This window comes from Rhodococcus sp. AC861 (assembly GCF_979256035.1).
This window is the reverse complement of sequence record NZ_CEEDMW010000002.1, coordinates 100953-124806: the sequence shown is the minus strand read 5'-3', so window position 1 is coordinate 124806 and position 23854 is coordinate 100953. Positions and strand designations below refer to the sequence as shown.

Annotated in this window: 24 protein-coding genes; 17 read left to right on the top strand and 7 right to left on the bottom strand. The window is 67.1% G+C overall.

Features of this window, described 5'->3' with window-relative positions; all coding sequences use genetic code 11:
• The 10 genes from AC0IX4_RS05885 to tuf all read left to right on the top strand — a co-directional run bounded on the left by AC0IX4_RS05885 (position 1) and on the right by tuf (position 10254).
• Positions 1-1980 carry an acetyl/propionyl/methylcrotonyl-CoA carboxylase subunit alpha gene (locus AC0IX4_RS05885; protein WP_471828398.1) on the top strand — a complete coding sequence of 660 codons (1980 nt, stop codon included), beginning with the start codon at positions 1-3 and terminating at the stop codon, positions 1978-1980.
• Entirely contained in the window at positions 1977-3137 is a 1161-nt protein-coding gene (locus tag AC0IX4_RS05880) for an acyl-CoA dehydrogenase family protein (protein WP_471828396.1), read from the top strand. Before AC0IX4_RS05885 ends, AC0IX4_RS05880 begins: the two co-directional genes overlap by 4 nt.
• On the top strand, positions 3137-3901 hold the full coding sequence (locus tag AC0IX4_RS05875; RefSeq protein ID WP_471828395.1) for an enoyl-CoA hydratase family protein: 765 nt from the start codon (positions 3137-3139) through the stop codon (positions 3899-3901). Before AC0IX4_RS05880 ends, AC0IX4_RS05875 begins: the two co-directional genes overlap by 1 nt.
• Positions 3898-4545, top strand: a complete 648-nt coding sequence (locus AC0IX4_RS05870; RefSeq protein ID WP_235579577.1) for a TetR/AcrR family transcriptional regulator — start codon at positions 3898-3900, stop codon at positions 4543-4545. Before AC0IX4_RS05875 ends, AC0IX4_RS05870 begins: the two co-directional genes overlap by 4 nt.
• 30 nt (positions 4546-4575) lie before the next feature.
• Positions 4576-5109 carry a DUF3558 domain-containing protein gene (locus AC0IX4_RS05865; protein ID WP_471828394.1) on the top strand — a complete coding sequence of 178 codons (534 nt, stop codon included), beginning with the start codon at positions 4576-4578 and terminating at the stop codon, positions 5107-5109.
• Positions 5106-5624: a DUF3558 domain-containing protein gene (locus tag AC0IX4_RS05860; RefSeq protein ID WP_471828393.1), complete on the top strand. Its 519-nt coding sequence runs from the start codon at positions 5106-5108 to the stop codon at positions 5622-5624. The genes AC0IX4_RS05865 and AC0IX4_RS05860 overlap by 4 nt, the downstream gene beginning before the upstream one ends.
• A gap of 299 nt (positions 5625-5923) precedes the next feature.
• Entirely contained in the window at positions 5924-6298 is a 375-nt protein-coding gene (rpsL, locus tag AC0IX4_RS05855; protein WP_042574003.1) for a 30S ribosomal protein S12, read from the top strand.
• 1 nt (position 6299) lies between these two features.
• The gene (gene rpsG, locus AC0IX4_RS05850) at positions 6300-6770 is read left to right on the top strand and encodes a 30S ribosomal protein S7 (RefSeq protein WP_042574002.1); all 471 of its coding nucleotides are present in this window, start codon (positions 6300-6302) and stop codon (positions 6768-6770) included.
• Between the two features lie 90 nt (positions 6771-6860).
• The gene (gene fusA / locus AC0IX4_RS05845; protein WP_042574001.1) at positions 6861-8963 is read left to right on the top strand and encodes an elongation factor G; all 2103 of its coding nucleotides are present in this window, start codon (positions 6861-6863) and stop codon (positions 8961-8963) included.
• A gap of 100 nt (positions 8964-9063) precedes the next feature.
• A complete protein-coding gene (gene tuf / locus AC0IX4_RS05840) occupies positions 9064-10254 on the top strand; it encodes an elongation factor Tu (RefSeq protein ID WP_042574000.1) in 1191 nt (396 codons plus the stop codon).
• A 64-nt stretch (positions 10255-10318) separates the two neighbouring features.
• Here the strand turns inward: tuf and AC0IX4_RS05835 are convergent, their stop codons facing one another.
• The gene (locus AC0IX4_RS05835; protein WP_471828392.1) at positions 10319-10987 is read right to left on the bottom strand and encodes a hypothetical protein; all 669 of its coding nucleotides are present in this window, start codon (positions 10985-10987) and stop codon (positions 10319-10321) included.
• Between the two features lie 99 nt (positions 10988-11086).
• Positions 11087-11371: an Asp23/Gls24 family envelope stress response protein gene (locus tag AC0IX4_RS05830; RefSeq protein ID WP_042573998.1), complete on the bottom strand. Its 285-nt coding sequence runs from the start codon at positions 11369-11371 to the stop codon at positions 11087-11089.
• Positions 11372-11449: 78 nt separating this feature from the next.
• Here AC0IX4_RS05830 and AC0IX4_RS05825 point away from each other — a divergent pair, with 78 nt between their 5' ends.
• From AC0IX4_RS05825 to nicT, 3 genes are all read left to right on the top strand, one after another.
• Positions 11450-12214: a glutamate racemase gene (locus AC0IX4_RS05825; protein WP_471828391.1), complete on the top strand. Its 765-nt coding sequence runs from the start codon at positions 11450-11452 to the stop codon at positions 12212-12214.
• A 95-nt stretch (positions 12215-12309) separates the two neighbouring features.
• Positions 12310-13557, top strand: a complete 1248-nt coding sequence (locus AC0IX4_RS05820) for an MFS transporter (protein WP_471828390.1) — start codon at positions 12310-12312, stop codon at positions 13555-13557.
• Between the two features lie 70 nt (positions 13558-13627).
• Positions 13628-14701, top strand: coding sequence for a Nickel transporter NicT (gene nicT / locus AC0IX4_RS05815; RefSeq protein WP_471828389.1), 1074 nt, complete (start codon positions 13628-13630; stop codon positions 14699-14701).
• 5 nt (positions 14702-14706) lie between these two features.
• On the opposite strand, the gene AC0IX4_RS05810 is transcribed toward nicT, so the two are convergent.
• Positions 14707-16227: a UDP-N-acetylmuramoyl-L-alanyl-D-glutamate--2,6-diaminopimelate ligase gene (locus AC0IX4_RS05810; RefSeq protein WP_471828388.1), complete on the bottom strand. Its 1521-nt coding sequence runs from the start codon at positions 16225-16227 to the stop codon at positions 14707-14709.
• Between the two features lie 87 nt (positions 16228-16314).
• Between AC0IX4_RS05810 and AC0IX4_RS05805 the strand changes: the two genes are divergently transcribed.
• Positions 16315-16812 (top strand): GNAT family N-acetyltransferase, encoded by a 498-nt coding sequence (locus tag AC0IX4_RS05805; RefSeq protein ID WP_471828387.1) that lies wholly within the window; start codon positions 16315-16317, stop codon positions 16810-16812.
• Complete coding sequence (locus AC0IX4_RS05800; protein ID WP_471828386.1) at positions 16809-17537, top strand: GTP pyrophosphokinase; 729 nt, start codon at positions 16809-16811, stop codon at positions 17535-17537. The genes AC0IX4_RS05805 and AC0IX4_RS05800 overlap by 4 nt, the downstream gene beginning before the upstream one ends.
• Here the strand turns inward: AC0IX4_RS05800 and AC0IX4_RS05795 are convergent.
• From AC0IX4_RS05795 to AC0IX4_RS05780, 4 genes are all read right to left on the bottom strand, one after another.
• On the bottom strand, positions 17505-18242 hold the full coding sequence (locus AC0IX4_RS05795) for an aspartate/glutamate racemase family protein (protein ID WP_471828385.1): 738 nt from the start codon (positions 18240-18242) through the stop codon (positions 17505-17507). The genes AC0IX4_RS05800 and AC0IX4_RS05795 overlap by 33 nt on opposite strands.
• 9 nt (positions 18243-18251) lie before the next feature.
• On the bottom strand, positions 18252-19835 hold the full coding sequence (locus AC0IX4_RS05790; RefSeq protein ID WP_471828384.1) for an NCS1 family nucleobase:cation symporter-1: 1584 nt from the start codon (positions 19833-19835) through the stop codon (positions 18252-18254).
• A 102-nt stretch (positions 19836-19937) separates the two neighbouring features.
• Complete coding sequence (locus tag AC0IX4_RS05785) at positions 19938-20639, bottom strand: GntR family transcriptional regulator (RefSeq protein WP_471828383.1); 702 nt, start codon at positions 20637-20639, stop codon at positions 19938-19940.
• On the bottom strand, positions 20600-20818 hold the full coding sequence (locus AC0IX4_RS05780) for a hypothetical protein (protein WP_471828382.1): 219 nt from the start codon (positions 20816-20818) through the stop codon (positions 20600-20602). Before AC0IX4_RS05780 ends, AC0IX4_RS05785 begins: the two co-directional genes overlap by 40 nt.
• 241 nt (positions 20819-21059) lie before the next feature.
• Here AC0IX4_RS05780 and mftF point away from each other — a divergent pair, with 241 nt between their 5' ends.
• Together mftF and AC0IX4_RS05770 are read left to right on the top strand one after the other, a co-directional pair.
• A complete protein-coding gene (gene mftF, locus AC0IX4_RS05775; protein WP_471828381.1) occupies positions 21060-22460 on the top strand; it encodes a mycofactocin biosynthesis glycosyltransferase MftF in 1401 nt (466 codons plus the stop codon).
• Positions 22461-22570: 110 nt separating this feature from the next.
• A complete protein-coding gene (locus AC0IX4_RS05770) occupies positions 22571-23845 on the top strand; it encodes a sigma-54-dependent transcriptional regulator family protein (protein ID WP_471828380.1) in 1275 nt (424 codons plus the stop codon).
• Positions 23846-23854 lie beyond the last annotated feature (9 nt).

Below are 23854 nucleotides of genomic sequence, written 5' to 3'. Positions count from 1 at the left end.
ATGACCATTTCGTCAGTACTCGTCGCCAACCGAGGCGAGATCGCCCGCCGCGTGTTCACCACCTGCCGCGCCGAGGGCATCGACACGGTCGCCGTGTTCTCCGACCCGGACTCCGCCTCACCGCACGTCGCCGACGCCGACGTCGCCGTCCGGCTACCGGGGTCCGCGTCGTCGGAGACGTACCTGCGGGGCGACCTGGTCATCGAGGCTGCGCAGCGCGCCGGCGCCGATGCCATCCACCCCGGCTACGGATTCCTCTCCGAGAACGCAGGATTCGCGAGAGCCGTCATGGACGCGGGTCTGACATGGATCGGTCCGCCGGTGAAGGCCATCGAGATGATGGGCTCCAAGGTCGAGTCCAAGATCATGATGCAGAGGGCCGGCGTCCCGGTGCTCGACCGCCTCGACCCCGAGACCGTGACCGCCGACGACCTGCCGGTGCTGGTCAAGGCCTCCGCGGGCGGCGGCGGCCGGGGCATGCGCGTGGTGCGCGAGCTGGCGTCGCTGCAGGACGAGATCGATGCGGCGTCGCGGGAAGCGTTGTCCGCCTTCGGCGATGCCACCGTGTTCTGTGAGCGGTACCTCGAGACGGGCCGACACATCGAGGTTCAGGTCATGGCCGACCGACACGGAACGGTGTGGGCGGTGGGAGAGCGTGAGTGCTCGATCCAGCGTCGTCACCAGAAGGTCGTCGAGGAAGCTCCGTCACCCCTCGTCGAGCGGGTGCCGGGCATGCGCGAGAAGCTGTTCGACGCCGCGCGCCTGGCCACCGAGGCACTCGACTACGAGGGCGCCGGAACAGTCGAATTCCTCAGCGACGATCGAGGCAACTTCTACTTCCTCGAGATGAACACCCGCCTGCAGGTGGAGCACCCGGTCACCGAGTGCACCACTGGGCTCGACCTCGTCGCCCTGCAGATTCACGTCGCATCCGGGGGTGCCCTGCCCGCCGAGCAGCCGGAGTCCCGCGGTCACTCGATCGAGGTCCGCCTCTATGCCGAGGATCCGTCCAAGGACTGGCAACCGCAGAGCGGCATCGTCCATCACGTGGACTTCGGTTCCGCCGCGGAGTTCGAGGTGCTGGACCGCACCGGCATGCGGGTCGACTCGGGCATCGTGAGCGGCAGCGTCGTCGGAACGCACTACGACCCCATGCTGGCCAAGGTGATCTCGTTCGCGCCGACGCGCGAGCAGGCGGCTTCCATCCTGTCGAAGGCGTTGTCACGCGCTCGGATCCACGGTGTCCGCACGAACCGGGACCTCCTCGTGACGGTGCTGCGGCATCCGGCTTTCCTGGCGGGCGACACCGACACCGCGTTCTTCGCGACCCACGATCTGGCCGTCCTGGCCGAACCTCTCGTGGACGAGCGCGGAGTGCGACTGTCCGCGCTCGCGGCCGCCCTGGCCGACGCCGCAGGAGCACGCGCGAGCGCACCTGTCGGCCGGTCGCTTCCCAGCGGCTGGCGCAACATGCCGTCGGTACCGCAGCGGAAGGCCTACACCGTGAACGGGACCGAGATCGTCGCCGAGTACCGACTGGCCCGCACCGGCCTGGTCACCGACCTCGCGGAATGCGAGCTGGTGGAGTCGAGCGCCGATCACGTGGTGCTGGTCGCGGACGGGGTGCGCCGCACGTTCGACGTCGCCGCGTACGGAGGCGACGTGTTCGTCGATTCCTCGCTGGGGCCGGTACGGCTGGAGCGGGTGCCGACGTTCGTCGATCCGAGCGAGATCGTCGCGGCAGGGTCGCTGCTGGCGCCCATGCCCGGCAGCGTCGTGCGTGTCGGTGCGGCCGTCGGCGACACGGTCACGGCGGGGCAGCCCCTGCTGTGGCTCGAGGCCATGAAGATGGAACACACGATCACGGCCCCGGCAGCAGGTGTGGTGACGGAACTGAACGTCACGGTGGGACAGCAGGTGGAAGTCGATGCGGTGCTCGCAGTCGTGAGCGACGCTCAACCAGAGGAGAACGAGTCATGAGCTTCATCGAGACCGACGAGCAGAAGAGCCTCCGTGCCGCGGTTGCCGGGCTGGGCAAGCGTCACAACTACATCGACTATGTCCTGCCCAAGGCGCGCAAGGGCGAAGCCCTCACCGAGCTGTGGCACGAGGCCGGCAAGCTCGGCTTCCTGGGTGTCAATCTCCCCGAGGAGTACGGCGGCGGCGGTGCCGGCATCTACGAGCTCGCGCTCGTCCAGGAGGAGATGTCGTCCTTCGGTGCAGGTCTGCTGCTCGTCGTCGTCAGCCCGGCCATCTGCGGCACGATCATCGCGAAGTACGGCACGGCCGATCAGAAGCAGTCGTGGTTGCCGCGCTTGTCGGACGGGTCCGCGATCATGGCCTTCGGCATCACCGAGCCCGACGCCGGATCCAACTCTCACCAGATCACCACCACCGCGCGTCGCGACGGCGACGACTGGATCGTGCGCGGAAGCAAGATCTACATCTCCGGTGTGGACCAGGCGGACGCGGTGTTGATCGTCTCGCGCACCGAGGACTCCAAGACCGGCAAGCTGAAGCCGGCGCTGTTCATCGTCCCGACCGACGCGCCGGGGCTGAACAAGGCGCAGATGCGCATGGACATCATCGAGCCCGACCACCAGTTCACGCTTTTCCTCGACGACGTCCGGCTGCCCGCCGACGCTCTGGTCGGTGAGCCCGACGCGGCGCTGATGCAGCTGTTCGCCGGCCTGAACCCCGAGCGCATCCTCGGTGCGGCGATGGCCGTCGGAATGGGCCGTTACGCACTCGACGCCGCCGTGAAGTACGCCAACGAGCGCACGGTGTGGAAGAGCCCGATCGGTGCGCACCAGGGCATCGCCCACCCGCTCGCGCAGTGCAAGATCGAACTCGAACTGGCCAAGCTGATGATGCAGAAGGCCGCGGCGCTCTACGACAGCGGCGACGACTTCGGTGCCGCCGAGGCCGCCAACATGGCCAAGTACGCCGCCGCCGAGGCCAGCATCAAGGCCATCGATCAGGCGATCCAGACGCACGGCGGCGCAGGCCTCACCGAGGAGTACGGCCTGGCGTCGATGCTGGGCGCGGCGCGCATCGCCCGTGTCGCCCCGGTCAGTCGAGAGATGATCCTCAACTTCGTCTCCCAGCACTCGCTGGGCCTGCCGAAGAGCTACTGATGGCGGTAGATGCGCAGACGGTGGACGCCGTCACCACACTGACTCTCGACACTCCGCGCAACCGCAACGCCCTGTCGACGGCATTGGTCACCGAACTCACCGACGGGTTGAGGGAGGCGGGGGCGGATCCCGGCGTCCGAGCCGTCGTCGTTACGCACACCGGCGGAACCTTCTGTGCCGGAGCAGATCTGAGCGAGACCGGTTCGTCGGTCGAGTCGCGGACCGGTCTCATGGTCACCGTCATGAGAGCCGTCCTCGAGACACCGAAGCCGGTGATCGCGAAGATCGACGGCCACGTGCGCGCCGGCGGTATGGGACTCGTCGGCGCCTGCGATCTGGTCGTCGCCGGACCGAAGAGCACGTTCGCGTTGACCGAGGCGCGGCTCGGTCTCGCACCGTCGATCGTCTCGCTCACCCTGCTTCCGCGGATGACCTCGCGCGCGGCGAGTCGTTACTTCGTCACGGCCGAGACGTTCGGTCCGCACGAGGCGGAGGCCATCGGGCTTATCACCGAGGCGGCGGCCGACACGTCCGTGACGGTCGCCGAGCTTCTCGACGCGATCCGTCCGTCGTCGCCGCAGGGTCTGGCGGAGTCGAAGCGGCTCACCACCGCGCCGATGCTCGCCGATTTCGATCTCCACGCCGACCGCCTCGCGGAGCAGTCGGCCGGGCTGTTCGCATCCGACGAGGCGCGAGAGGGGATGATGGCCTTTCTCCAGAAACGTCCGCCCGCGTGGGCGGCGCCCCGTGCGGAAGGATCGTGAGACTCGCAGTGTCGACACTTCCCGCCAGCCGACGGACGAGTGACGCACGCGGTCCGAAGCAGGACCGCAGCCGGGCGACCAGGCTCAAGCTGCTCGAGTCGACCATCGATGCGCTCGCCCAGGACGGGTGGAGTGCCACCACGGTCGCGGTGGTGGCCGAGCGTGCCGGGGTCTCCCGCGGCGCTACGCAGCACCACTTCCCGACGCGGGAAGACCTGATCACCGCGGCGCTGGAGTACATGTTCGACACCCGCATGGCCCAGGCGCGGGCCGAAGCGGTGGCGTTGCCGCAGGGGCCCGGCCGCACCGAGGCCGTCGTCACGCGGTTGGTGGACTACTACACGAGCCCGATCTTCCGGGCCGCGCTGCAGGTGTGGACCGCGGCCGCCGCGGATCCGGAGATGCGGGCCCGCGTTCTCCCGCTGGAGGAGAAGTTCGGTCGCGTCGCGCACCGCACGGCGGTCGACCACCTCGGCGCCGACGACAGTGACCCCCGCACCCACAGGCTGGTGCAGGCCACTCTGGACCTGGCGCGCGGGCTCGGCCTCGCCGACGTGCTCAGCGACGACTCCCGTCGCCGCGGCGAGATCGTCAAGGTGTGGGCATCGGTTCTCGACGCCTCCCTGTCCGTCGACGCCCCCTGACCGGATCCCCTCTCGGATAGAGTCGCAGCCATGACCTCCGCCCGCCTCGCAGTTGCGATCGCGGGTGCGGTGGTCGCTCTCGCAGGCTGCTCGGGAGCGTCGGGAGACACGACGTCCGACACCCTGGCCACCACCGCGTCGGAAGGTCCCGGCCCGTTCTTCGGAGTGTGCGGCGGCCTCACCGACGACGAGGTGCTCGCCGCGTTCGCCGTGCCGGCTTTTGCTGTCGTGACCCGTAATTCGGTGGGATGCGAGTGGGAGACGTCAGGTCCGACGGGTCCGTCCGTCAGCTTCTCCTGGTACCGCGGCAGTCCCATCGGGCGCGAACGCATGGGCTCCGAGCTCATCGGTCGCCCGGCCGAGGACATCGAGATCGACGGCAAGCCCGGGTTCGAGGCCAGGTCGGAGAACGCGACGGGCGAGACCTATCTGTGCGAGAACGGGCTGCAGTACGGAGACGACTTCGTGCACTTCTCGGTGATGTACGCGGACAGCGTTCCGACGGCCGATCCGTGCGCCGTCGCACGGGGTCTGCTCGAGACCGTCGCGGAGCGTGCTCGGTGAAGAGGATCGCTGCGATGCTGGCCGGCGCCGCGCTGGTGCTGAGTGCATGCGGCACCACCATCGAGGGTCGTGCGGTGGCCGAGGGGATCGACACCGACGGCGGCGAGTTCCAGTCACTGCTCGAGGAGTGCAACACGGTCACGCCGGAGCAGATCGCCGACGTGGTCGGCGGCGACGCGATCGACCAAGGGTTCATCGGCGCCATCTGCCGGTGGGACCTGACCGGCCCGGGCGGCGCGGTGAAGGTGACCTTCGACTGGTTCGAGACCGGATCGCTGGCCGCGGAGAAGGACGCCAACGAGCGGATGGGGTGGACGGTGACCGACGTCGAGGTGTCCTCGCGGAAGGCCCTCGAGATCCGTCAACCGGACGACCTGGCGTCGTGCGGCGTCGCGGCGCAGTCGCCGAATTCCGGGGTCATCGGCTGGTGGGTGCAGTACCGGCCGGGCAATCCCACCGATCCGTGTCAGGCGGCGACGAAGTTGATGCAGCTCTCGCTCAACCTGTCGGCCTGAGAGTTCATACTGTCGACAGCGCGCACGCGTTACCCGATGCCGGGTCGTTTTGACCATCAGGCGCGCCGCCGGGTACCGTTACAGGTCGTGCCCGGCCTAGCCGGTACGTCTGTGTGCCTATGCGAGGTACAGCCGTGCTCGTGTTCCTATCGAGCAAGCAACAACGGCTGCCGTGTGGGGGTATGCGACACACCCGACCGCGGGGTGCACGATCCCGCGGAAGCACTACTGGGTGAGGGGCAGCGTTCTCTTGCCCCAACTGCTGGATCCCTGATCATCGACACGAAGAAAGCCGGTTCATGCCAACAATCAACCAGCTGGTCCGCAAGGGTCGCACCGACAAGGTCGCGAAGCTGAAGACCGCTGCCCTCAAGGGCAGTCCGCAGCGCCGTGGTGTGTGCACTCGCGTGTACACCACCACCCCGAAGAAGCCGAACTCCGCTCTCCGTAAGGTCGCGCGCGTCCGCCTGACCACCTCGGTGGAGGTCACGGCCTACATCCCCGGTGAGGGTCACAACCTGCAGGAGCACTCGATGGTGCTCGTTCGCGGCGGTCGTGTGAAGGACCTCCCGGGTGTGCGTTACAAGATCATCCGTGGCTCGCTCGACACGCAGGGCGTCAAGGCTCGCAAGCAGGCTCGCAGCAAGTACGGCGCCAAGAAGGAGAAGAGCTGACATGCCACGTAAAGGCCCAGCACCCAAGCGCCCGCTGATCAACGATCCCGTCTACGGGTCCCCGCTGGTCACGCAGCTCGTCAACAAGATCCTGATGGACGGCAAGAAGTCCACCGCAGAGCGCATCGTGTACCAGGCTCTCGAGCAGGCACGCGAGAAGACGGGCACCGATCCCGTCGTCACGCTCAAGCGCGCACTGGACAACGTCAAGCCGGCCCTCGAGGTCCGCAGCCGTCGTGTCGGTGGCGCCACCTACCAGGTCCCGGTCGAGGTTCGTCCGGGCCGCTCCACCACGCTGGCTCTGCGCTGGCTCGTGTCGTTCTCCCGCGCTCGTCGCGAGAAGACGATGGTCGAGCGCCTGGCCAACGAGCTCCTCGATGCCAGCAACGGTCTCGGCGCAGCAGTCAAGCGTCGCGAGGACACGCACAAGATGGCGGAAGCCAACAAGGCATTCGCGCACTACCGCTGGTGATCGCGTTTCGGGGGCGTCGGGAAACATCCGACGCCGCCCGAGCGTTGACACTTCGACTCACTTCTCTCAACACCAAGGCGGGATGAATTCGTGGCACAGGACGTGCTGACCGACCTGAACAAGGTCCGCAACATCGGCATCATGGCCCACATCGATGCCGGTAAGACCACCACTACCGAGCGCATCCTCTTCTACACCGGTATCTCCTACAAGATCGGTGAGGTCCACGACGGCGCAGCCACCATGGACTGGATGGAGCAGGAGCAGGAGCGTGGCATCACCATCACGTCTGCTGCCACGACGTGCTTCTGGAACGACAACCAGATCAACATCATCGACACCCCCGGGCACGTCGACTTCACCGTCGAGGTGGAGCGTTCGCTCCGCGTCCTCGACGGCGCTGTCGCGGTGTTCGACGGCAAGGAGGGCGTCGAGCCCCAGTCCGAGCAGGTGTGGCGTCAGGCCGACAAGTACGACGTGCCGCGCATCTGTTTCGTCAACAAGATGGACAAGCTCGGTGCGGATTTCTACTTCACCGTGCAGACCATCAAGGATCGCCTCGGCGCCAAGCCGTTGGTCATCCAGTTGCCGATCGGTGCCGAGGACAGCTTCGAGGGCATCGTCGACCTGATCGAGATGAACGCGAAGGTCTGGCGCGGAGAGACCAAGCTCGGCGAGACCTACGAGACCGTCGAGATCCCCGAGGAGCTCAAGGAGCGGGCCGAGCAGTACCGCACCGAGCTGCTCGAGACCGTCGCCGAGTCGGACGAGGCACTGCTGGAGAAGCACTTCAGTGGTGACGAGCTGACCATCGACGAGGTCAAGACGGCCATCCGCAAGATGACGGTCAACTCCGAGCTGTACCCGATCCTGTGTGGCTCCGCGTTCAAGAACAAGGGCGTCCAGCCCATGCTCGACGCGGTCATCGACTACCTCCCGTCCCCGCTCGACGTCGCCGAGACCATCGGTCACGCCGTCGGTGACGAGGAGAAGGAGATCAAGCGTCTCCCGTCGGCGGACGAGCCCTTCGCGGCTCTGGCCTTCAAGATCGCCACGCACCCGTTCTTCGGCAAGCTGACGTACGTGCGCGTGTACTCGGGCAAGGTCGACTCCGGCTCGCAGGTCATCAACTCGACCAAGGGCAAGAAGGAGCGTCTGGGCAAGCTCTTCCAGATGCACTCCAACAAGGAGAACCCGGTCGCGACCGCGAGCGCCGGCCACATCTACGCCGTGATCGGTCTGAAGGACACGACGACGGGTGACACGCTCTGCGATCCGCAGAACCAGATCATCCTCGAGTCGATGACGTTCCCGGACCCGGTCATCCAGGTGTCGATCGAGCCGAAGACCAAGTCCGACCAGGAGAAGCTCGGCACGGCGATCCAGAAGCTGGCCGAAGAGGATCCCACGTTCTCGGTCAAGCTCGACGAGGAGACCGGCCAGACCGTCATCGGCGGCATGGGCGAGCTCCACCTCGACATCCTCGTCGACCGCATGCGTCGCGAGTTCAAGGTCGAGGCCAACGTCGGCAAGCCGCAGGTGGCCTACCGCGAGACCATCACCAAGACGGTCGAGAAGCAGGAATTCACCCACAAGAAGCAGACGGGTGGCTCCGGCCAGTTCGCGAAGGTCATCATCGCCCTCGAGCCCTTCATCGGCGAGGACGGCGCGACCTACGAGTTCGAGAACAAGGTCTCCGGCGGTCGTATCCCGCGCGAGTACATCCCGTCCGTGGATGCCGGCGCGCAGGATGCCATGCAGTACGGCGTTCTCGCCGGCTACCCGCTGGTGAACGTCAAGCTCTCGCTTCTCGACGGTGCGTACCACGATGTCGACTCGTCGGAAATGGCGTTCAAGATCGCGGGCTCGCAGGCCTTCAAGGAAGCTGCCCGTAAGGCCGGTCCGGTCATCCTCGAGCCCCTCATGGCTGTCGAGGTGATCACGCCCGAGGAGTACATGGGCGACGTGATCGGCGACGTGAACTCCCGCCGTGGCCAGATCCAGGCCATGGAGGAACGCAGTGGTGCCCGTGTCGTGAAGGCGCTGGTTCCGCTGTCGGAGATGTTCGGTTACATCGGTGACCTGCGGTCTCGCACCCAGGGTCGCGCGAACTACTCCATGGTCTTCGATTCCTACGCAGAGGTTCCCTCGAACGTCTCGAAGGAGATCATCGCGAAGGCCACCGGAGAATAAGTCTCCGAAGCTGGACCAGGTACCACTCGTCACACCGCACCACCCGTAAGTACATCCGTAATGCTGCATAACGCAGGCAATAACAGTCCAGGAGGACACAGTGGCCAAGGCGAAGTTCGATCGGACCAAGCCGCACGTCAACATCGGCACCATCGGTCACGTTGACCACGGTAAGACGACACTGACGGCTGCAATCACCAAGGTTCTGCACGACAAGTTCCCGGACCTGAACGAGGCGTCGGCCTTCGACCAGATCGACAAGGCTCCGGAGGAGAAGGCTCGTGGTATCACGATCAACATCTCCCACGTCGAGTACCAGACCGAGAAGCGTCACTACGCACACGTCGATGCTCCCGGCCACGCCGACTACATCAAGAACATGATCACCGGCGCGGCACAGATGGACGGCGCGATCCTCGTCGTCGCAGCAACCGACGGCCCCATGCCCCAGACGCGCGAGCATGTCCTGCTCGCTCGCCAGGTCGGCGTGCCGTACATCCTGGTTGCACTGAACAAGGCCGACATGGTCGACGACGACGAGATCATCGAGCTCGTCGAGATGGAGGTGCGCGAGCTCCTCGCCGCACAGGAGTTCGACGAGGACGCTCCCGTCATCAAGGTCTCCGCACTCAAGGCCCTCGAGGGCGACGAGAAGTGGGGCGAGTCGGTTCTCGAGCTCATGCAGGCAGTGGACGACTCGGTTCCGGACCCCGTCCGTGAGACCGAGAAGCCCTTCCTCATGCCCGTCGAGGACGTCTTCACCATCACCGGTCGTGGCACCGTCGTCACCGGTCGTATCGAGCGCGGCTCGGTCAACGTCAACGAAGATGTCGAGATCGTGGGCATCAAGGAGAAGTCGACCAAGACCACCGTCACCGGTATCGAGATGTTCCGCAAGCTGCTCGACTCGGGCCAGGCGGGCGACAACGTCGGCCTCCTCGTCCGCGGCATCAAGCGCGAAGATGTCGAGCGTGGACAGGTCGTCGTCAAGCCCGGAACCACGACTCCCCACACGGAGTTCGAGGGCCAGGCATACATCCTGTCGAAGGACGAGGGCGGTCGCCACACCCCGTTCTTCAACAACTACCGCCCGCAGTTCTACTTCCGTACCACGGACGTGACGGGCGTCGTGACCCTTCCCGAGGGCACCGAGATGGTCATGCCCGGTGACAACACCGAGATGTCCGTCAAGCTGATCCAGCCGGTCGCCATGGACGAGGGCCTGCGGTTCGCCATCCGTGAGGGTGGACGTACCGTCGGCGCCGGACGCGTCACGAAGATCAACAAGTAACACCTGCTCCACACACCGAACGGCGCTCACCCTCGCGGGTGGGCGCCGTTCGGCGTTTCAGCGGTCAGGGCTGGACGACGAGATCCGCCGGGAACCGGGCGTCGATCTCGTAGTGGTCCTCGTACTGGCTGCTCATGCCCGTCACCTGGACCACCGACCCCACTTGCACGGCGGACGTGTCGATACCGGTCTGCGTGTTGATGTAGACGGTGGTCTCACCGCTCTGGTCGGCGATGGTGAACTTCCGACCGAACGGCAGGTCGTCGAGGACCGGGGAGGTCACCCGCCCGACGGTGGTGACCAGTGACGACTCGGTCGACTCTCCGATCACCCGCGTGACGACGCGTCGCGGGGCCACCGGATCGGCCGGCCCGATCGGCGTGATCGCGGTGGGCTTCACCACCAGCAACCCGGATTGATCGGCGAGAGTCCCCGTCACGGTGACGGCTGTTCCGATGGCGAGGGTCGATCTCTCGGCGGCGCTGATGTAGATGCCGGCCGTCCGGTCTTCGACGGCGAACCCGACGTCGAAGAAGCTGGACTCGAACGCGCCCGGGGGCGTCGTGATCGTCCCCGACACGGTGACCGTCGCTCCCACGCCCTGCGCGCGTGCCTGCGCGATGGGCGGAGCGCCCGGCGGAGCGGCGGTGGCGGTCGGCGCGAGCATCACCGCCGACGTCGCGACGACGGTGAGTGCAGAGCCGACGATGCGGCCTACGGACCCGATGATCATGATTGTCCTCTCGTCCGATGCGCCGATCCCGTTCGGCGCATCGGATCAACACTGGTCGTGAAAGCTGCTGTGCAGCAACCCGAGTTGGAGAGGTTCCAGTCAATCGACGGTGAGGTCCTCCACCGTCACGACGACGGGTGTGCGGACCGTGCGGGCGAGGGTTTCCTGGACCGCGAGTGCCACGGCATCGGGATTTCCGGGGTAGCGCACGATGATGTGCACCGAGCACGACTCGTGACCGACGACGACGCCGTCGATACGGCGGCCGGGCAGCACTGTCACGGCTTCGCCGAAGATGCCTGCGTGCAGTCCCGCGACACCGGGAACCTCGAGGACGGCCGCGGCGATCAGGTCGGCCTGTTCGGGTTCGAGCGGTGCAGTCATCGATACAGTCTGCGCGTTGCGCGGCCGCGGCGCTCACCTGCGCCGTTCCGGTGCGACGGGACCGGTAGATTGAGGGCCGTGAACGTCGCACTGATCGACTCGGGGCTGGGGTCGCTGCCCACGGCAGCGCACCTGCGTCGTCTGCGTCCGGGTCTCGATCTGCACCTCTACCTCGACCCGGACAACGCACCGTGGGGGCCCAAGCCCGCCCAGTGGACGCTGGCGCGAGTCGTGGAGACGGCCGTGCGGGCCGTCGCGGAGGGTGCGGACGTCGTGGTGCTGCCGTGCAACACGGCCAGCGTCATCGCGCTCGACGGGACCCGTGCAGCGTTGGGGTCGGTACCCGTGATCGGCACCGTTCCCGCGGTCAAACCCGCTGCACGCGATCATGACTCGATCGCCATCTGGGCCACGGCCGCCACGACGGCCTCCGCGTACCAGGCGCGGTTGGTGCAGGAGTTCGCCGGATCCGCATCCGTCGCGGCGATCGCCTGCCACGGTCTCGCCGACGCCATCGACCGCGGTGATCTCGACGCGATCACCGCGTCCATCGCCTCGGCCGCGGAGCGCACACCGGACGACGTCCAGGCCATCGTGCTGGGATGCACCCACTACCCGTTGGTCGCCGACCAGATCATGGCATCGTTCGACCCGTCGGTCCGCATGTTCGACAGCGCCGAGGCCGTCGCCGCGCAGACGCTCCGCCGGCTCGACGAGGTCGACACTCAGCATGAAGGATCAGGGTCGCTGTCGGTGACGCTGTCCGGCCGCGCCGGCACCCTCCCCGAGAGCGCCCTGCGGTTCGCCGCCGGCCGCGCACTGCTCGCACCCGCAGGAATCTGACCGAGTCGGGAATCAGGACGGGGTCCGGCCGGTTGACCCCGACGGTTACCCGAGCAAACGACTGCGTCGGGGTGCCGCCACGGAAGGGATTCTCGATGACGGTGCGTGACGAAGCAGTGGTCGACAAGGCCGACGTCGGCACGGTCGGACCTCGATGGATGACCAGGACACGCGGCTTCTGGGTCGTCGCGATCGTCTTCTTCGCCGTGATGGCGTCGTCCGCGGCTCCGTCCCCTCTCTACCCCGTCTACCAGGCGCAGTGGGGTTTCGGCGCCTCCACGTTGACCATCGTCTTCGCGGTGTACGTGTTCGCGCTGCTGGCCGCGTTGCTCACGGTGGGATCGCTGTCGGATCACCTCGGTCGCAAACCCGTCGTGGTCGCATCGTTGCTGCTGCTCGTCGCCAGCCAGGTCGTCTTCGTCGTCGCCGACGGCGTGGGGTGGCTGATCGCTGCACGGATCGTGCAGGGTCTCGCCGCGGGTGCGGCCATGGGCGCGCTCACCGCCGCCATCATCGACCTGCAGCCGACGGACACGCTCGGCCCGCTCGTCAGCTCGGTCGCCCCGGCGTTCGGTCTGGGCGCGGGCGGCATCGGCGCCGGACTGTTGGTGCAGTTCGCCCCGGCACCGACGACGCTGGTCTACGTGCTCATCGGCGCGGCGATCCTGGTGTTGACGGCGCTGATCGTCGCCGTCCCCGAGTCCGCTGTCCGGTCCGGCTTCACCGACCGTCGACACGTCGTGCGGGTGTTGACTCCCCGCGTCGGACTGCCCTTCTCGATCCGCTCACGGTTCTGGCCGGTGATTCCCGCGCTGGTGGCGACGTGGTCGCTCGGTGGCTTCCACCTGTCGCTGGGGCCCTCCATCATGGGGTCCGTCTTCGGATTCCGCGGCGCGGTCGTGGGTGGGTTGGACATCTTCGCCATGTTCACCGCCGGAGCACTCGGCGCCGCATCGGCACGCCGGCTGCGCCCTCGGACGGCGATGATCGCCGGAGCGTCGACCCTTGCCGTCGGCATCGTCCTCAACGTGATCGGACTGCACATCGCGTCCGCGCCGCTGTACTTCGTCGGAACCTCGGTATCCGGTTTCGGGTGGGGCGCGACGTTCCTCGGCGCCATGAGCATCATCGGACTGATCGCGCCCGCAGAGCATCGGGGCAGCGTCTTCGCCACGACGCTGGTCCTGAGCTACCTCGCCTTCAGCGTGCCCGCGATCGTCGCGGGTGTCGCCATCCATTCCGCGGGCCTGCTCGTCACGGCCACCGTGTACGGCTCGGCCGTCGTGGCGCTGGCTCTCGGCGCCGTCGTGACGACGACCCTGCGGTCGGACCGACCCGCCTGACCCCACTCGGCGAACGGTGCCCGGATAGGGAAGTATCGGGCCGGTGGATACGGACCTTGCGGTAGGTGACGTGACGGGTCGTGCACGCGTCACGCGCGACGAGATCCCCCGCCTGCTGGGTATGGCGAGCGTGCTGGTTCTTCTGCACGTGATCGGCTGGGGCTTCTTCCTCCATTACGACTCCATCCCGACGATCCACGGACTGACCGGTTCCGACGGTGCCGTGGTCTACGCGGGCGCCGGGGCGCTGGCCTACACGCTCGGCATGCGCCACGCGTTCGACGCCGACCACATCGCCGCGATCGACGACACGACGCGTTTCCTGTTGCAGAAGGGCAAGCGCCCTCTCGCCGTCGGGCTGTTCTTCTCCCTCGGGCACTCGACGGTCGTCTTCGTCTTCGTCGCGGCCATCGCGTTCGCGGCGTCCCGCGCGACGGCGTTCCAGGAGGCGTTCGCGGGAACGGGCGGCATCATCGGAACGCTCGTGTCGGGGACGTTCCTGTACGTCGTCGCCGCACTGAACATCGCGGTGCTCCTCGGCATCGTGAAGGTGTGGCGGACAGCGAGATCGGGGCAGATCTCCACGGAGACACTGGATCACCTGCTGGCCAAGCGTGGCCTGATGAACCGCATCTTCCGGGGTCGTTACGACACGATGATCGATCACTCGTGGCAGATGTACCCGCTGGGCCTGCTGTTCGGTCTGGGATTCGACACCGCCACCCAGGTGGGTCTCCTCGCCGTCGCGGGCACGACGGCCATCGCCGGCGGGCTGCCGCCGATGGCGATCATCGCGCTGCCGGTCCTCTTCGCTGCAGGTATGTCCACGATGGACACCCTCGACGGCGTCTTCATGTCCAAGGCGTACGGCTGGGCCTTCGTCACCCCGGTGCGCAAGATCTACTACAACATCACGATGACGAGCCTGTCGATCTTCGTGGCACTGGTCATCGGCAGCGTGCAGATCCTGACGTTGCTGGGCGACGAGTTCGGGCTCACCGGCGGTGTCTGGGACCTGGTCGCCGCCATCGATCTCAACCTCGCGGGACAGGTGGTCGTCGTCACGTTCGTGGTCGTCTGGATCGGATCCCTGACCTACTACAAGGTGGCACGTATCGACGAGCGGTTCCAGCGCGACACCTGACCGGGTCAGCGCAGGGTGGCCGGCGTGAGCGCGACGATGGCGTCGTGGAGTTCGGCGCGGTCGTCGAAGTACACCGAGGTGCCGCCGAAGTGCTGCCAGGTGTCACTGCCCCGGCCGGCGACGACCACCGTGTCGCCGTGGCCTGCCGACGCCACGGCATGCTCGAAGGCGGTGCGACGATCCGCGACCTCGACCACTCGCACCCCGCGGCCGACCGACCGCACACCGCGGAGGACGTCGGCGCGCAGCGCGGCGGGATCCTCACCGTTGGCACTCTCGTCGGTCACCACGATGTCGTCGGCGTACCGGGCTGCGGTCGCACCGATCTCGAACCGCTTGCCGACGTCGCGGTCACCGGTCGCACCGATGACCAACACCAGCCGACCCGCCGTCGTGCTGCGGAGGTAGGGGAGGATCGCGTGCTGGCCGGACACGTTGTGCATGTAGTCGACGACGGCGGCGAAATCCTGCCCGGCCGCGACGACCTCGCACCGACCCGGAATGCTGTGCAGCGCCGAGATTCCCGCCGCGGCGCGGTGGGTGTCGAGGCCGCCCGAGATGAGCGATGCCAGCGCGACGAGAGCGTTGGACACCTGGTGCGGACCGAGCACCTGGAGTGACATCGGAATGTCTGCGATGGGGGTGTGGGCGACGAACCGCGTCCGGTGGCTGGTGCAGTCGATGCGGTCGGCGACGTAGTCGGCACCCGGGTCGATCGTCGAACACGTCACCGACGGCACCGCGCACTCCGAGGCGAGACGGCGTCCGTGGTCGTCGTCGATCCCGATCACGGCACGCCGGGTGCGGTCGGGCGCGAACAGTGACGCCTTGGTCCGGTAGTACTCCTCCATCGTCGTGTGGAAGTCGAGGTGGTCGCGTCCGAGGTTGGTGAACGCTGCGACCTCGAACTCGACTCCGTCGATGCGATGCTGGGCGACGGCGTGCGAGGACACTTCGAGCGCCGCCGCGCTGCATCCGTTGTGCACGAAGGTCGACAGGGTGCGCTGCAGCACCGTGGCCTCGGGGGTCGTGCGGACGGGAGTCTCGTCCGTGCCTCCGCCGCTGACGGCGACACCGGAGATCACCCCGGCGTGTACTCCCGCTGCTCGTAACCCGGCGTGCAGGAAGTGCGTCGTGCTGGTCTTACCGTTCGTGCCGGTCACGCCGAACATCGTCAGCGCGGTCGACGGGCTGCCGTGGAACCAGGCCGCGAGCGGACCGACGACGGCGCGCGGGTTCGGCACGACGATGGTGGGCAGCGACGACGCCGGTCGATCGCTGAGCACCGCGACAGCTCCGGCTCGAACGGCGTCCTGTTCGAAGTCCAGGCCGTGCCACGTCGCGCCGGGCAGCGCCACGTACAGGTCGCCCGGCTGGACTGCGCGCGAGTCGTCACATAGATCGTTCACCGTGGCGGACTCGACAGGAGAGGTGAAGCGGCCGCCCGCCGCGTCGGCGACGGCGGTGAGAGATCTCTCGGGGCGTGCGCCGGACGGCCGCTCCGGGCGGCGTGACAGTGCGCTCACAACTGGGTAAATACCCGGAAGTGGACACGTCAACCATCGGAGCACCGCTCGTCGGCGCGTCGCGAGGCCACCCGGGACACTGGAACCGTGAGCAGCCCGAACCGCGCCGACGTGTCCTTGGCCCCGATGGCCGCCGATCGCCTTCCCGCATGGATCGAGGAGAGCAAGAGTGAGTACCGGGCCGACCGTGTGCGTTCCGGCGAGACGCTCGAGCAGGCCACCGACAATGCGGAGCAGAGTTTCACGGCGTACTTCGCGGCCGGAGAACCCGCTCCCCACCACCACGTGTTCGACGTGATGGAACGGGACGAGCGCGTCGGGTCGCTGTGGATCGGTCCGCAGTCTCTCGGCAACACCACCGACTGGTGGGTATGGGACATCGCGATCGACGAGCCCCACCGCGGACGAGGTCTGGGCCGTGCCGCCATGCTGCTGGCCGAGCAGGAGGTCGCCGCGTTCGGCGGAACCGTGTTGGGGCTCACCGTCTTCGGGTTCAACACGGCGGGTCGACGGCTGTACGAATCGCTCGGCTACGAGACCTCGTCGATACGCATGCAGAAGGTTCTCACCGAGGGCGCACGATGAGCGCAGCGGAGCCGGCACTGTCCGATCTCGTTGCTGCGCGTGAGGATTTCACCCGGTTCATGATGTCCTACCAGTTCGGCATGAACGAGCTGACCACCAAGATCGACATCCTGAAGGAAGAGTTCACGCATCTGCACTCCTACAGCCCGATCGAGCACGTGGTGTCGCGGCTGAAATCGCCGCGCAGCATGGTGCAGAAGGCCGTTCGCAAGAACATCCCGCTGACGTTCCCCGCCCTACGCGCGGGACTGTTCGACATTGCCGGCGTCCGGATCACCTGCAGCTTCATTGCCGACACCTACCGGGTCAAGGACATGCTGGCGTCGCAGAACGACGTCCGAATCCTCGACTTCGAGGACTACATCGCCGACCCGAAGCCCAACGGGTACCGGAGCCTGCATCTGACCGTCGAGATCCCGGTGTTCCTGTCCGACCGGGTCGAGCACGTCTACGTCGAACTGCAGATCCGCACCGTTGCCATGGATTTCTGGGCCAGCCTGGAGCACAAGATCTTCTACAAGTACGACGGCGAGGTGCCCCGGTCGATCCGCGACGAATTGCAGGACGCGGCCGACGTCGCCAATCGTCTCGACGTCACCATGGAGCACCTCCACGCCGAGGTGCGGGGACTCGATGCCCAGCCGCCGAGGACGACTCGGGGCGCACCGGGTGTCCAGGAGTTGTTCCTGCGATCACTCTTCGCCGGTGGTGAACCCGGCCAGTAGGCCGGTGTACGTCTTCGGGAGAGGCTGCGCGAACTCGCCGCGTCGGGACGTCCGCAGTCCCAGTGTCACCAGCGACTGGACGAACAGTGTTGCGGCGGAGACGCCGTCGACGACGGGGACGCCGATCTCGTCGGAGATGTGCCGACACAGGTCTGCCATCCCTGCGCATCCGAGGACCACCGCGTCGGATCCGTCGACCTCGACGGCCGTACGGCACGCTTCGGTGATGATCTTCAGGGCATCGGGATCGGTCTCGAGGTCCAGCACGGCGATCTCGCAGGCATGAATCCCGCGGCACGCCCGCGCGAATCCGTGGTGGTCGGCCAGATCCTGTGCGCGACCGACGGTGCGCCCCAACGTGGTGACCACGCTGAAGCCCCGCCCGAGAAAACTGGCGGCATGCATGGCGGCCTCGGCGATTCCGACGACCGGTCCGCTCGCGAGCTCCCTCGCTGCATCCATCCCCGGGTCACCGAAGCAGGCGATGACGTATCCATCGACTCCGTTCTTCTCGCCTTTCGCTATCTCGTCGAGAATTCCGGGGACGGACAGAGCCTCGTCGTAATGACTTTCGATGGATGCCGGTCCCATCGACGGGCTGACCGCCTCGACGCGTGTGCCCGGGCCGACGACGGCCCGGGCACACTGTTCGATCGTGGCGGTCATCGACCACGTGGTGTTGGGGTTGATGACCTTGATGAGCACGTCGTGATGCTAGCTCGACACGGGTGCGTCGAAGTTGGTGACCGCGAGCTTCGTCTTGGTCGCCAGCACGTAGTAGACGACGAATCCGAGGCCGCAGCCGATGAACCAGCTGTACTTCGACGCGGTGGACATGCCGGCGATCTCCATACCCTCGAGTGCGCCGTTGAACAGCACCGTGAACATGGCGACCACGGCGCCGACGACGGTGGCGTACACGGCAGCCGGGTTGTATCCCTTGGAGTACCAGTACTGTCCGGTCTTCTCCATCGAGAACAGTTCGTCCACGGTCACCTTCTGCTTGCGGACCAGGTAGTAGTCGGCGATGAGGATGCCGAACAGTGGTCCGATGAACGCCCCCAGCGTCTCGAGAGTCAGGTGGATGACGTCCGGGTTGTTGTAGAGGTTCCACGGCGTGATCAGCACCGACCCGACCGCGGCGATCATGCCGCCGGCGCGCCAGCTGATGCGCTGCGGATCGACGTTGGAGAAGTCGAAGGCCGGGGAGATGAAGTTGGCGACGATGTTGATGCCGATGGTGGCGATCGTGAACGTCAACGCGCCCAACACGATGGCGAAGGTGCTGTCGATACGGGCCACCGTCTCGACCGGGTCGGTGATCAGTTCGCCGAACACCGGCACGGTCAACGACGCCGTGACCACGACGAGAATGGAGAAGACGAGGAAGTTGACGGGCAGTCCGAGGAAGTTGCCGCGCTTGACCGCTCCGTACGACTTCCCGTACCGCGAGAAGTCACCGAAGTTGAGCATCGGACCCGAGAAGTACGACACCACCAGGGCGATCGCGCCGAGCATCACGGGCACCGAACTCCACCCCGTGTGGACGACACCGCCGAGGTTGAGGTCGATCGCGCTCCACCCTGCTTTCCAGATCAGGTATCCGCAGAGCAGGAACATGACGACGTAGACGGCGGGACCACAGAAGTCGATGAACTTGCGGATCGACTCCATGCCGCGCCAGAACACTGCCGCCTGGACCACCCACAGGAACAGGAAGCTCGCCCAGCCGAGCAGCGAGAGTCCCAGGAAGCCGTAATCGCCGACGACGGCATACTTTCCGAGGCTGGGAAAGAGTTTGATCAGCACGATGTCCAGCGCGGCGGACGCCAGGAATGTCTGGATTCCGTACCAGGCGACGGCGATCAATCCGCGGATGATGGCGGGAATATTGGCGCCGAGGACCCCGAAGACGCTGCGGCACATGACCGGATACGGCACTCCCGTCACCTGAGACGGTTTGGCGACCAGATTGCAGAAGAAGTAGACGATCGAGATACCCACGAGCAGCGAGATCAGAACCTGCCAGCTGGCGAGACCGAGCGCGAAAAGACTACCGGCGGTGACGTATCCGCCGACGGAGTGCACGTCCGACATCCAGAACGCGAACAGGTTGTACGAGCTCCACGTCTGCTTCTTCAGCGGCGCGAGATCGTCGTTCGTCAGGCGTGGGTGATAGCTGTCCTTGATCAGACCCCCGCCGACAGGGTGGCCGGCTGCTTCGACCAGATCATTGGCTCCCGGCTTCGCGCCGGGTGGCGGGTCGAAAGGACCCGAATGCGGAACGGTCTGCGTCATGTACTTCTCCTGATCACCGAAGATGCGGAGTGCGAATGACGTAAAAGTAGTGCCGAAGTATTTCGCATTCGTGACGCCGGCGATATATCTTCGCGACTGCCGTCAGGGGTCGGGACGCAGGCCGGCCTCGTCTCCGATCCGGGAGATCACCACGTTCAGGCGGTCGTGGTGACGCGACGCGGCGGCGAGCAGTGCCGGGGTGTCCCGCGCGACGAACGCGTCCAGCATGTCCTGGTGATCGGCGTGCAGAGCAGCCCTGTCGGCACCGGCCACGTGCACCATCGGCTGCAGCGGTTCGGTGATGTTCCATGCCGCACCGAGCATATGGAGGAGTCGACCCATTCCCGACGGGCGCGCGAGAGCCATGTGGAACTCGCGGCTGAGCCGGTGGTACTTCGACGGATCGTCGATGGAGCCGCGAAGTTCCGCGTCGACAGCGACGGCCAGCGCGTGGTCCTCCTCGGTGGCCGTCTGCGCCGAGGCCGCGAGTGCGGCAGTCTCCAACACCTCGCGGACGATGTACATCTCGCGGAGCTCCGCCGACGTCAACTGCGCCACCGTGTATCCCGCGTTCGGGCGGTGGTCGACCAGCCCTTCGCCGATGAGCGTCTTCAGCGATTCACGCACCGGGATCCGGCTGACCCCGAAGAGCTCGGCCACCTCACCGAGCGGGATGGGCGTCCCAGGCGGCGCGTCACCGGACAGCACGACGCGGCGGAGCTCGTCGAGAATGACGCTCTGGGACCCGCCGGGAGCATCGATCGTCAGCTGCGCGAGCAGGACTGATCGGCGGCGGGCGGGCACGCGTCGGACTCTAGGCCCAGTCCGTCGGCGCCGCAGGACGGACCGCTGTCCTCTGGTGAGTGCTCACGGTTGCGTCGGGTCGTCGTGGCGGACTTCTTCCGGGTGCCGGCGGGGTCCTCCGCGGCGGCCCGATCCGAGGGCGAGTCGTCACCGGGAATGCCGGCGGCGAAGGTCGTCACGGCCGCCGACCCCGGGGCCTGCTCGGCGCGAACCTCATGTCTCGCTTGAGAGTCGAGACACGCGGCGATACTCCTGCGCGTCCACGGACGTGTCGTCGATACCGTTCCTGCGTCGGTGTCGGTCGTTCGGGGGACAGCCCGATCCCGGGCCGGCGCCACGTGATCTGCGCCGACGATCGGGTTCACCACCGATAGTGGCCGACTTATGACAAATACCCGGGGCGCCCCTTACGATGACCCGATGCGCGACGGTCGTCTACCCGATGGATTCGGAGTGCGTATCGACCCACGGGTAAGGACCCTCTCGGGCGGTCGGGTTCTCATCGGCGGCTCGCCGACCCGGATGATCACACTCGCTCCCGCGGCGGCCGCGATGATCGGCGACGGGTTCCTCCGCGTCTCCGATCCCGACTCCGCCACCGTGGCTCGGCGCCTCCTCGATTCCGGTGTCGCGAACCCCCGGCCGATGAGCACGCCGTCGGCCGCCGATGTCACGGTGGTCGTGCCGGTCCGCAACAATCACGAGGGTCTGCTCCGACTCGTCCGGGCTCTGCGCGGTCTGCGCGTGGTCGTCGTCGACGACGGGTCCTCGGTGCCGGTTCGACTGCCCGAGACTGCGGGCACCGATCTGTGCGCGGCGGTGACGATCATCCGACACGAGATGTCGCGTGGGCCGTCCGCTGCGCGCAACACGGGCCTGGCCGCCGCCACGACCGACTTCGTCGCATTCCTCGACTCGGATGTGGTTCCACGCAAGGGATGGCTCGAGGTCGTGCTCAGTCATTTCTCCGATCCGTCGGTCGGCTTGGTCGCGCCCCGCATCGTCGCGCTCGAACCGGAAGGCAGTGCTCTCGCGCGCTACGAACGATCCCGGTCGTCGCTGGATCTCGGGCGCCGCGAGGCACCGGTGTCGGCGGGTGGCCCCGTGTCCTACGTTCCCAGCGCGGCCGTCGTCGTGCGTCGGCGCGCCATCCTCGACTCGCACGGTTTCGACGAGGCGATGCACGTCGCCGAGGACGTCGACCTGTGCTGGCGCCTCCAGGACGCGGGATGGCGGCTGCGGTACGAGCCGGTCGCGCGCGTCGCCCACGATCACCGTGTCACTCTTCGAGAGTGGTTCGGCCGCAAGCTCTTCTACGGAACCGGTGCCACCGCGCTGGCAGCTCGGCACCGCGGCAAGGTTCCCCCCGTCGCGATGTCGCGCACCACTCTGCTGGCCCTGCTGCTGACCGCGTCGGGAACCCGTGCGGGACTGCTCGGCGCGGTCGCCACTCTCGCCGTCACGATCGTGCGGCTGCGTCGACTGTTCGTCGGTCTCGATCACCCGACCCGTTTGGCAGCAGTCTTCGCCGCTCGTGGGTTCGTCGGTGGGGCGTGGCAGTTGGCGTCCGCCGCGGTGCGTCACTACTGGCCTGTCACGGTGCTCGCCGTGCTGTGCTCGCGGCGGATCCGGCGGCTCGCGATGGCCGTCGCGATGGCCGAGGGCGTCCGCGACTGGGCCGAGCATCGCGAGCCCGGCGGGCTGGGGCCACTGCGGTACTCCGCGTACAAGAGGATCGACGACGTCGCGTACGGCACAGGACTGTGGATGGGCGCGGTGTCGAACCGGGACGCCCGCGCGCTGGTTCCCCGGCTCGGGTGATCGAGGCCCCACCGAGCGGAGTGTGAGCTGAGTTACAGTGGACCTCACATCCTCCAGGAAGAGAAGTCGGGTGAACAGGTGAGTGCTGGTCGGCGCGAACGGGGACGGGCATGACGCTCAGTCCCTGGGTCGCCATGCGGAACGGCGACGATGCCGCGACACTCGCCCGGTCCGTCTCCCGCGCCCACGAAACGTTCGTCGGGCACCCGCTGCGTCGCCCCTCCGACTCCGACGACCCGGTCCGTTCCGTCGTCCTCGACTCGTGGCACCGCAGCCGTGACATGGGAGTCGACCCGGATCGCGGTGCCGACAACCTCCTCGACGACGTCACGCTGGCGCAGTACCGCGCCGACCACCCCATGTCGGTCATCCGGCCCGTCGTCCGGAAACTGCTCGTCGAGGATGCTGCGGACACCGGTCTGCTCGTGGCCATCACCGACGCGTCGGGACGCCTGCTGTGGGTGGAGGGCGACTCCGCCGCCAAGGACCGCGCGAACGTCATGAACTTCACCGAGGGCGCCGACTGGAGCGAGAGCCGGATGGGCACCAATGCTCCCGGCACCGCGCTGGCCATCGACCACTGTGTGCAGATCTTCGCCGCCGAGCACTTCTCGCGTCCCGTGCACGAGTGGAGTTGCAGTGCCGCTCCCGTGCACCACCCGGTCACGGGTCGCATCCTCGGCGCCATCGACATCACAGGCGGCCCCCGCGTCGCCGTTCCCGAGGTGCTCTCCCTCGTGCGTGCGACCGTCGCCGCGGCCGAGTCGGAGCTGCGCCTCCATCTGCTCGAGTCGCCGCGTACCGGCATCGACACGCGACTACGCCTCGAGGTGCTGGGCTCCGGGAGGCCGGCCCTTGTGCGCGGGGGAGAGCGGATCACGCTGTCCGGCCGTCACGCCGAGATGTTGCTGCTCCTGCATGCGCACCCGGAAGGTCTCAGCTCGGACCACCTCGCCGTACTCCTCGACGAGAACGACCTGGACTCGGTGACCGTCCGCGCCGAGATGTCCCGTCTGAGAAAGGTTTTCGGTGCCGACGGGCTCGCATCGCGCCCGTACCGACTGGTCGCCGAACTCGCGTCCGACGTCGAGGACGTCCGCGCAGCGCTCGATCGCGGCGACGTCGACTCCGCGCTGCGCTCGTACGTCGGCGTCGTGCTGCCGTCGTCCTACGCACCGGGCATCGAAGAGATTCGCGAGGAGTTGCGGGTGCGCCTGCAGGCGGCGCTGCTGCGGTCGGGCGACCCGGTACTGCTCGCGCGCTGGACAGCGTCGGTGCACGGCCGCGAGGACGCCACGGCGTGGTCGGCCTATCTCCGCACTCTCGACCCGTCCTCCGTCCTGTTCTCGCAGGTGCAGGCCCGTCTCGCGCTGCTGGGGCGCTGACGCAACGTA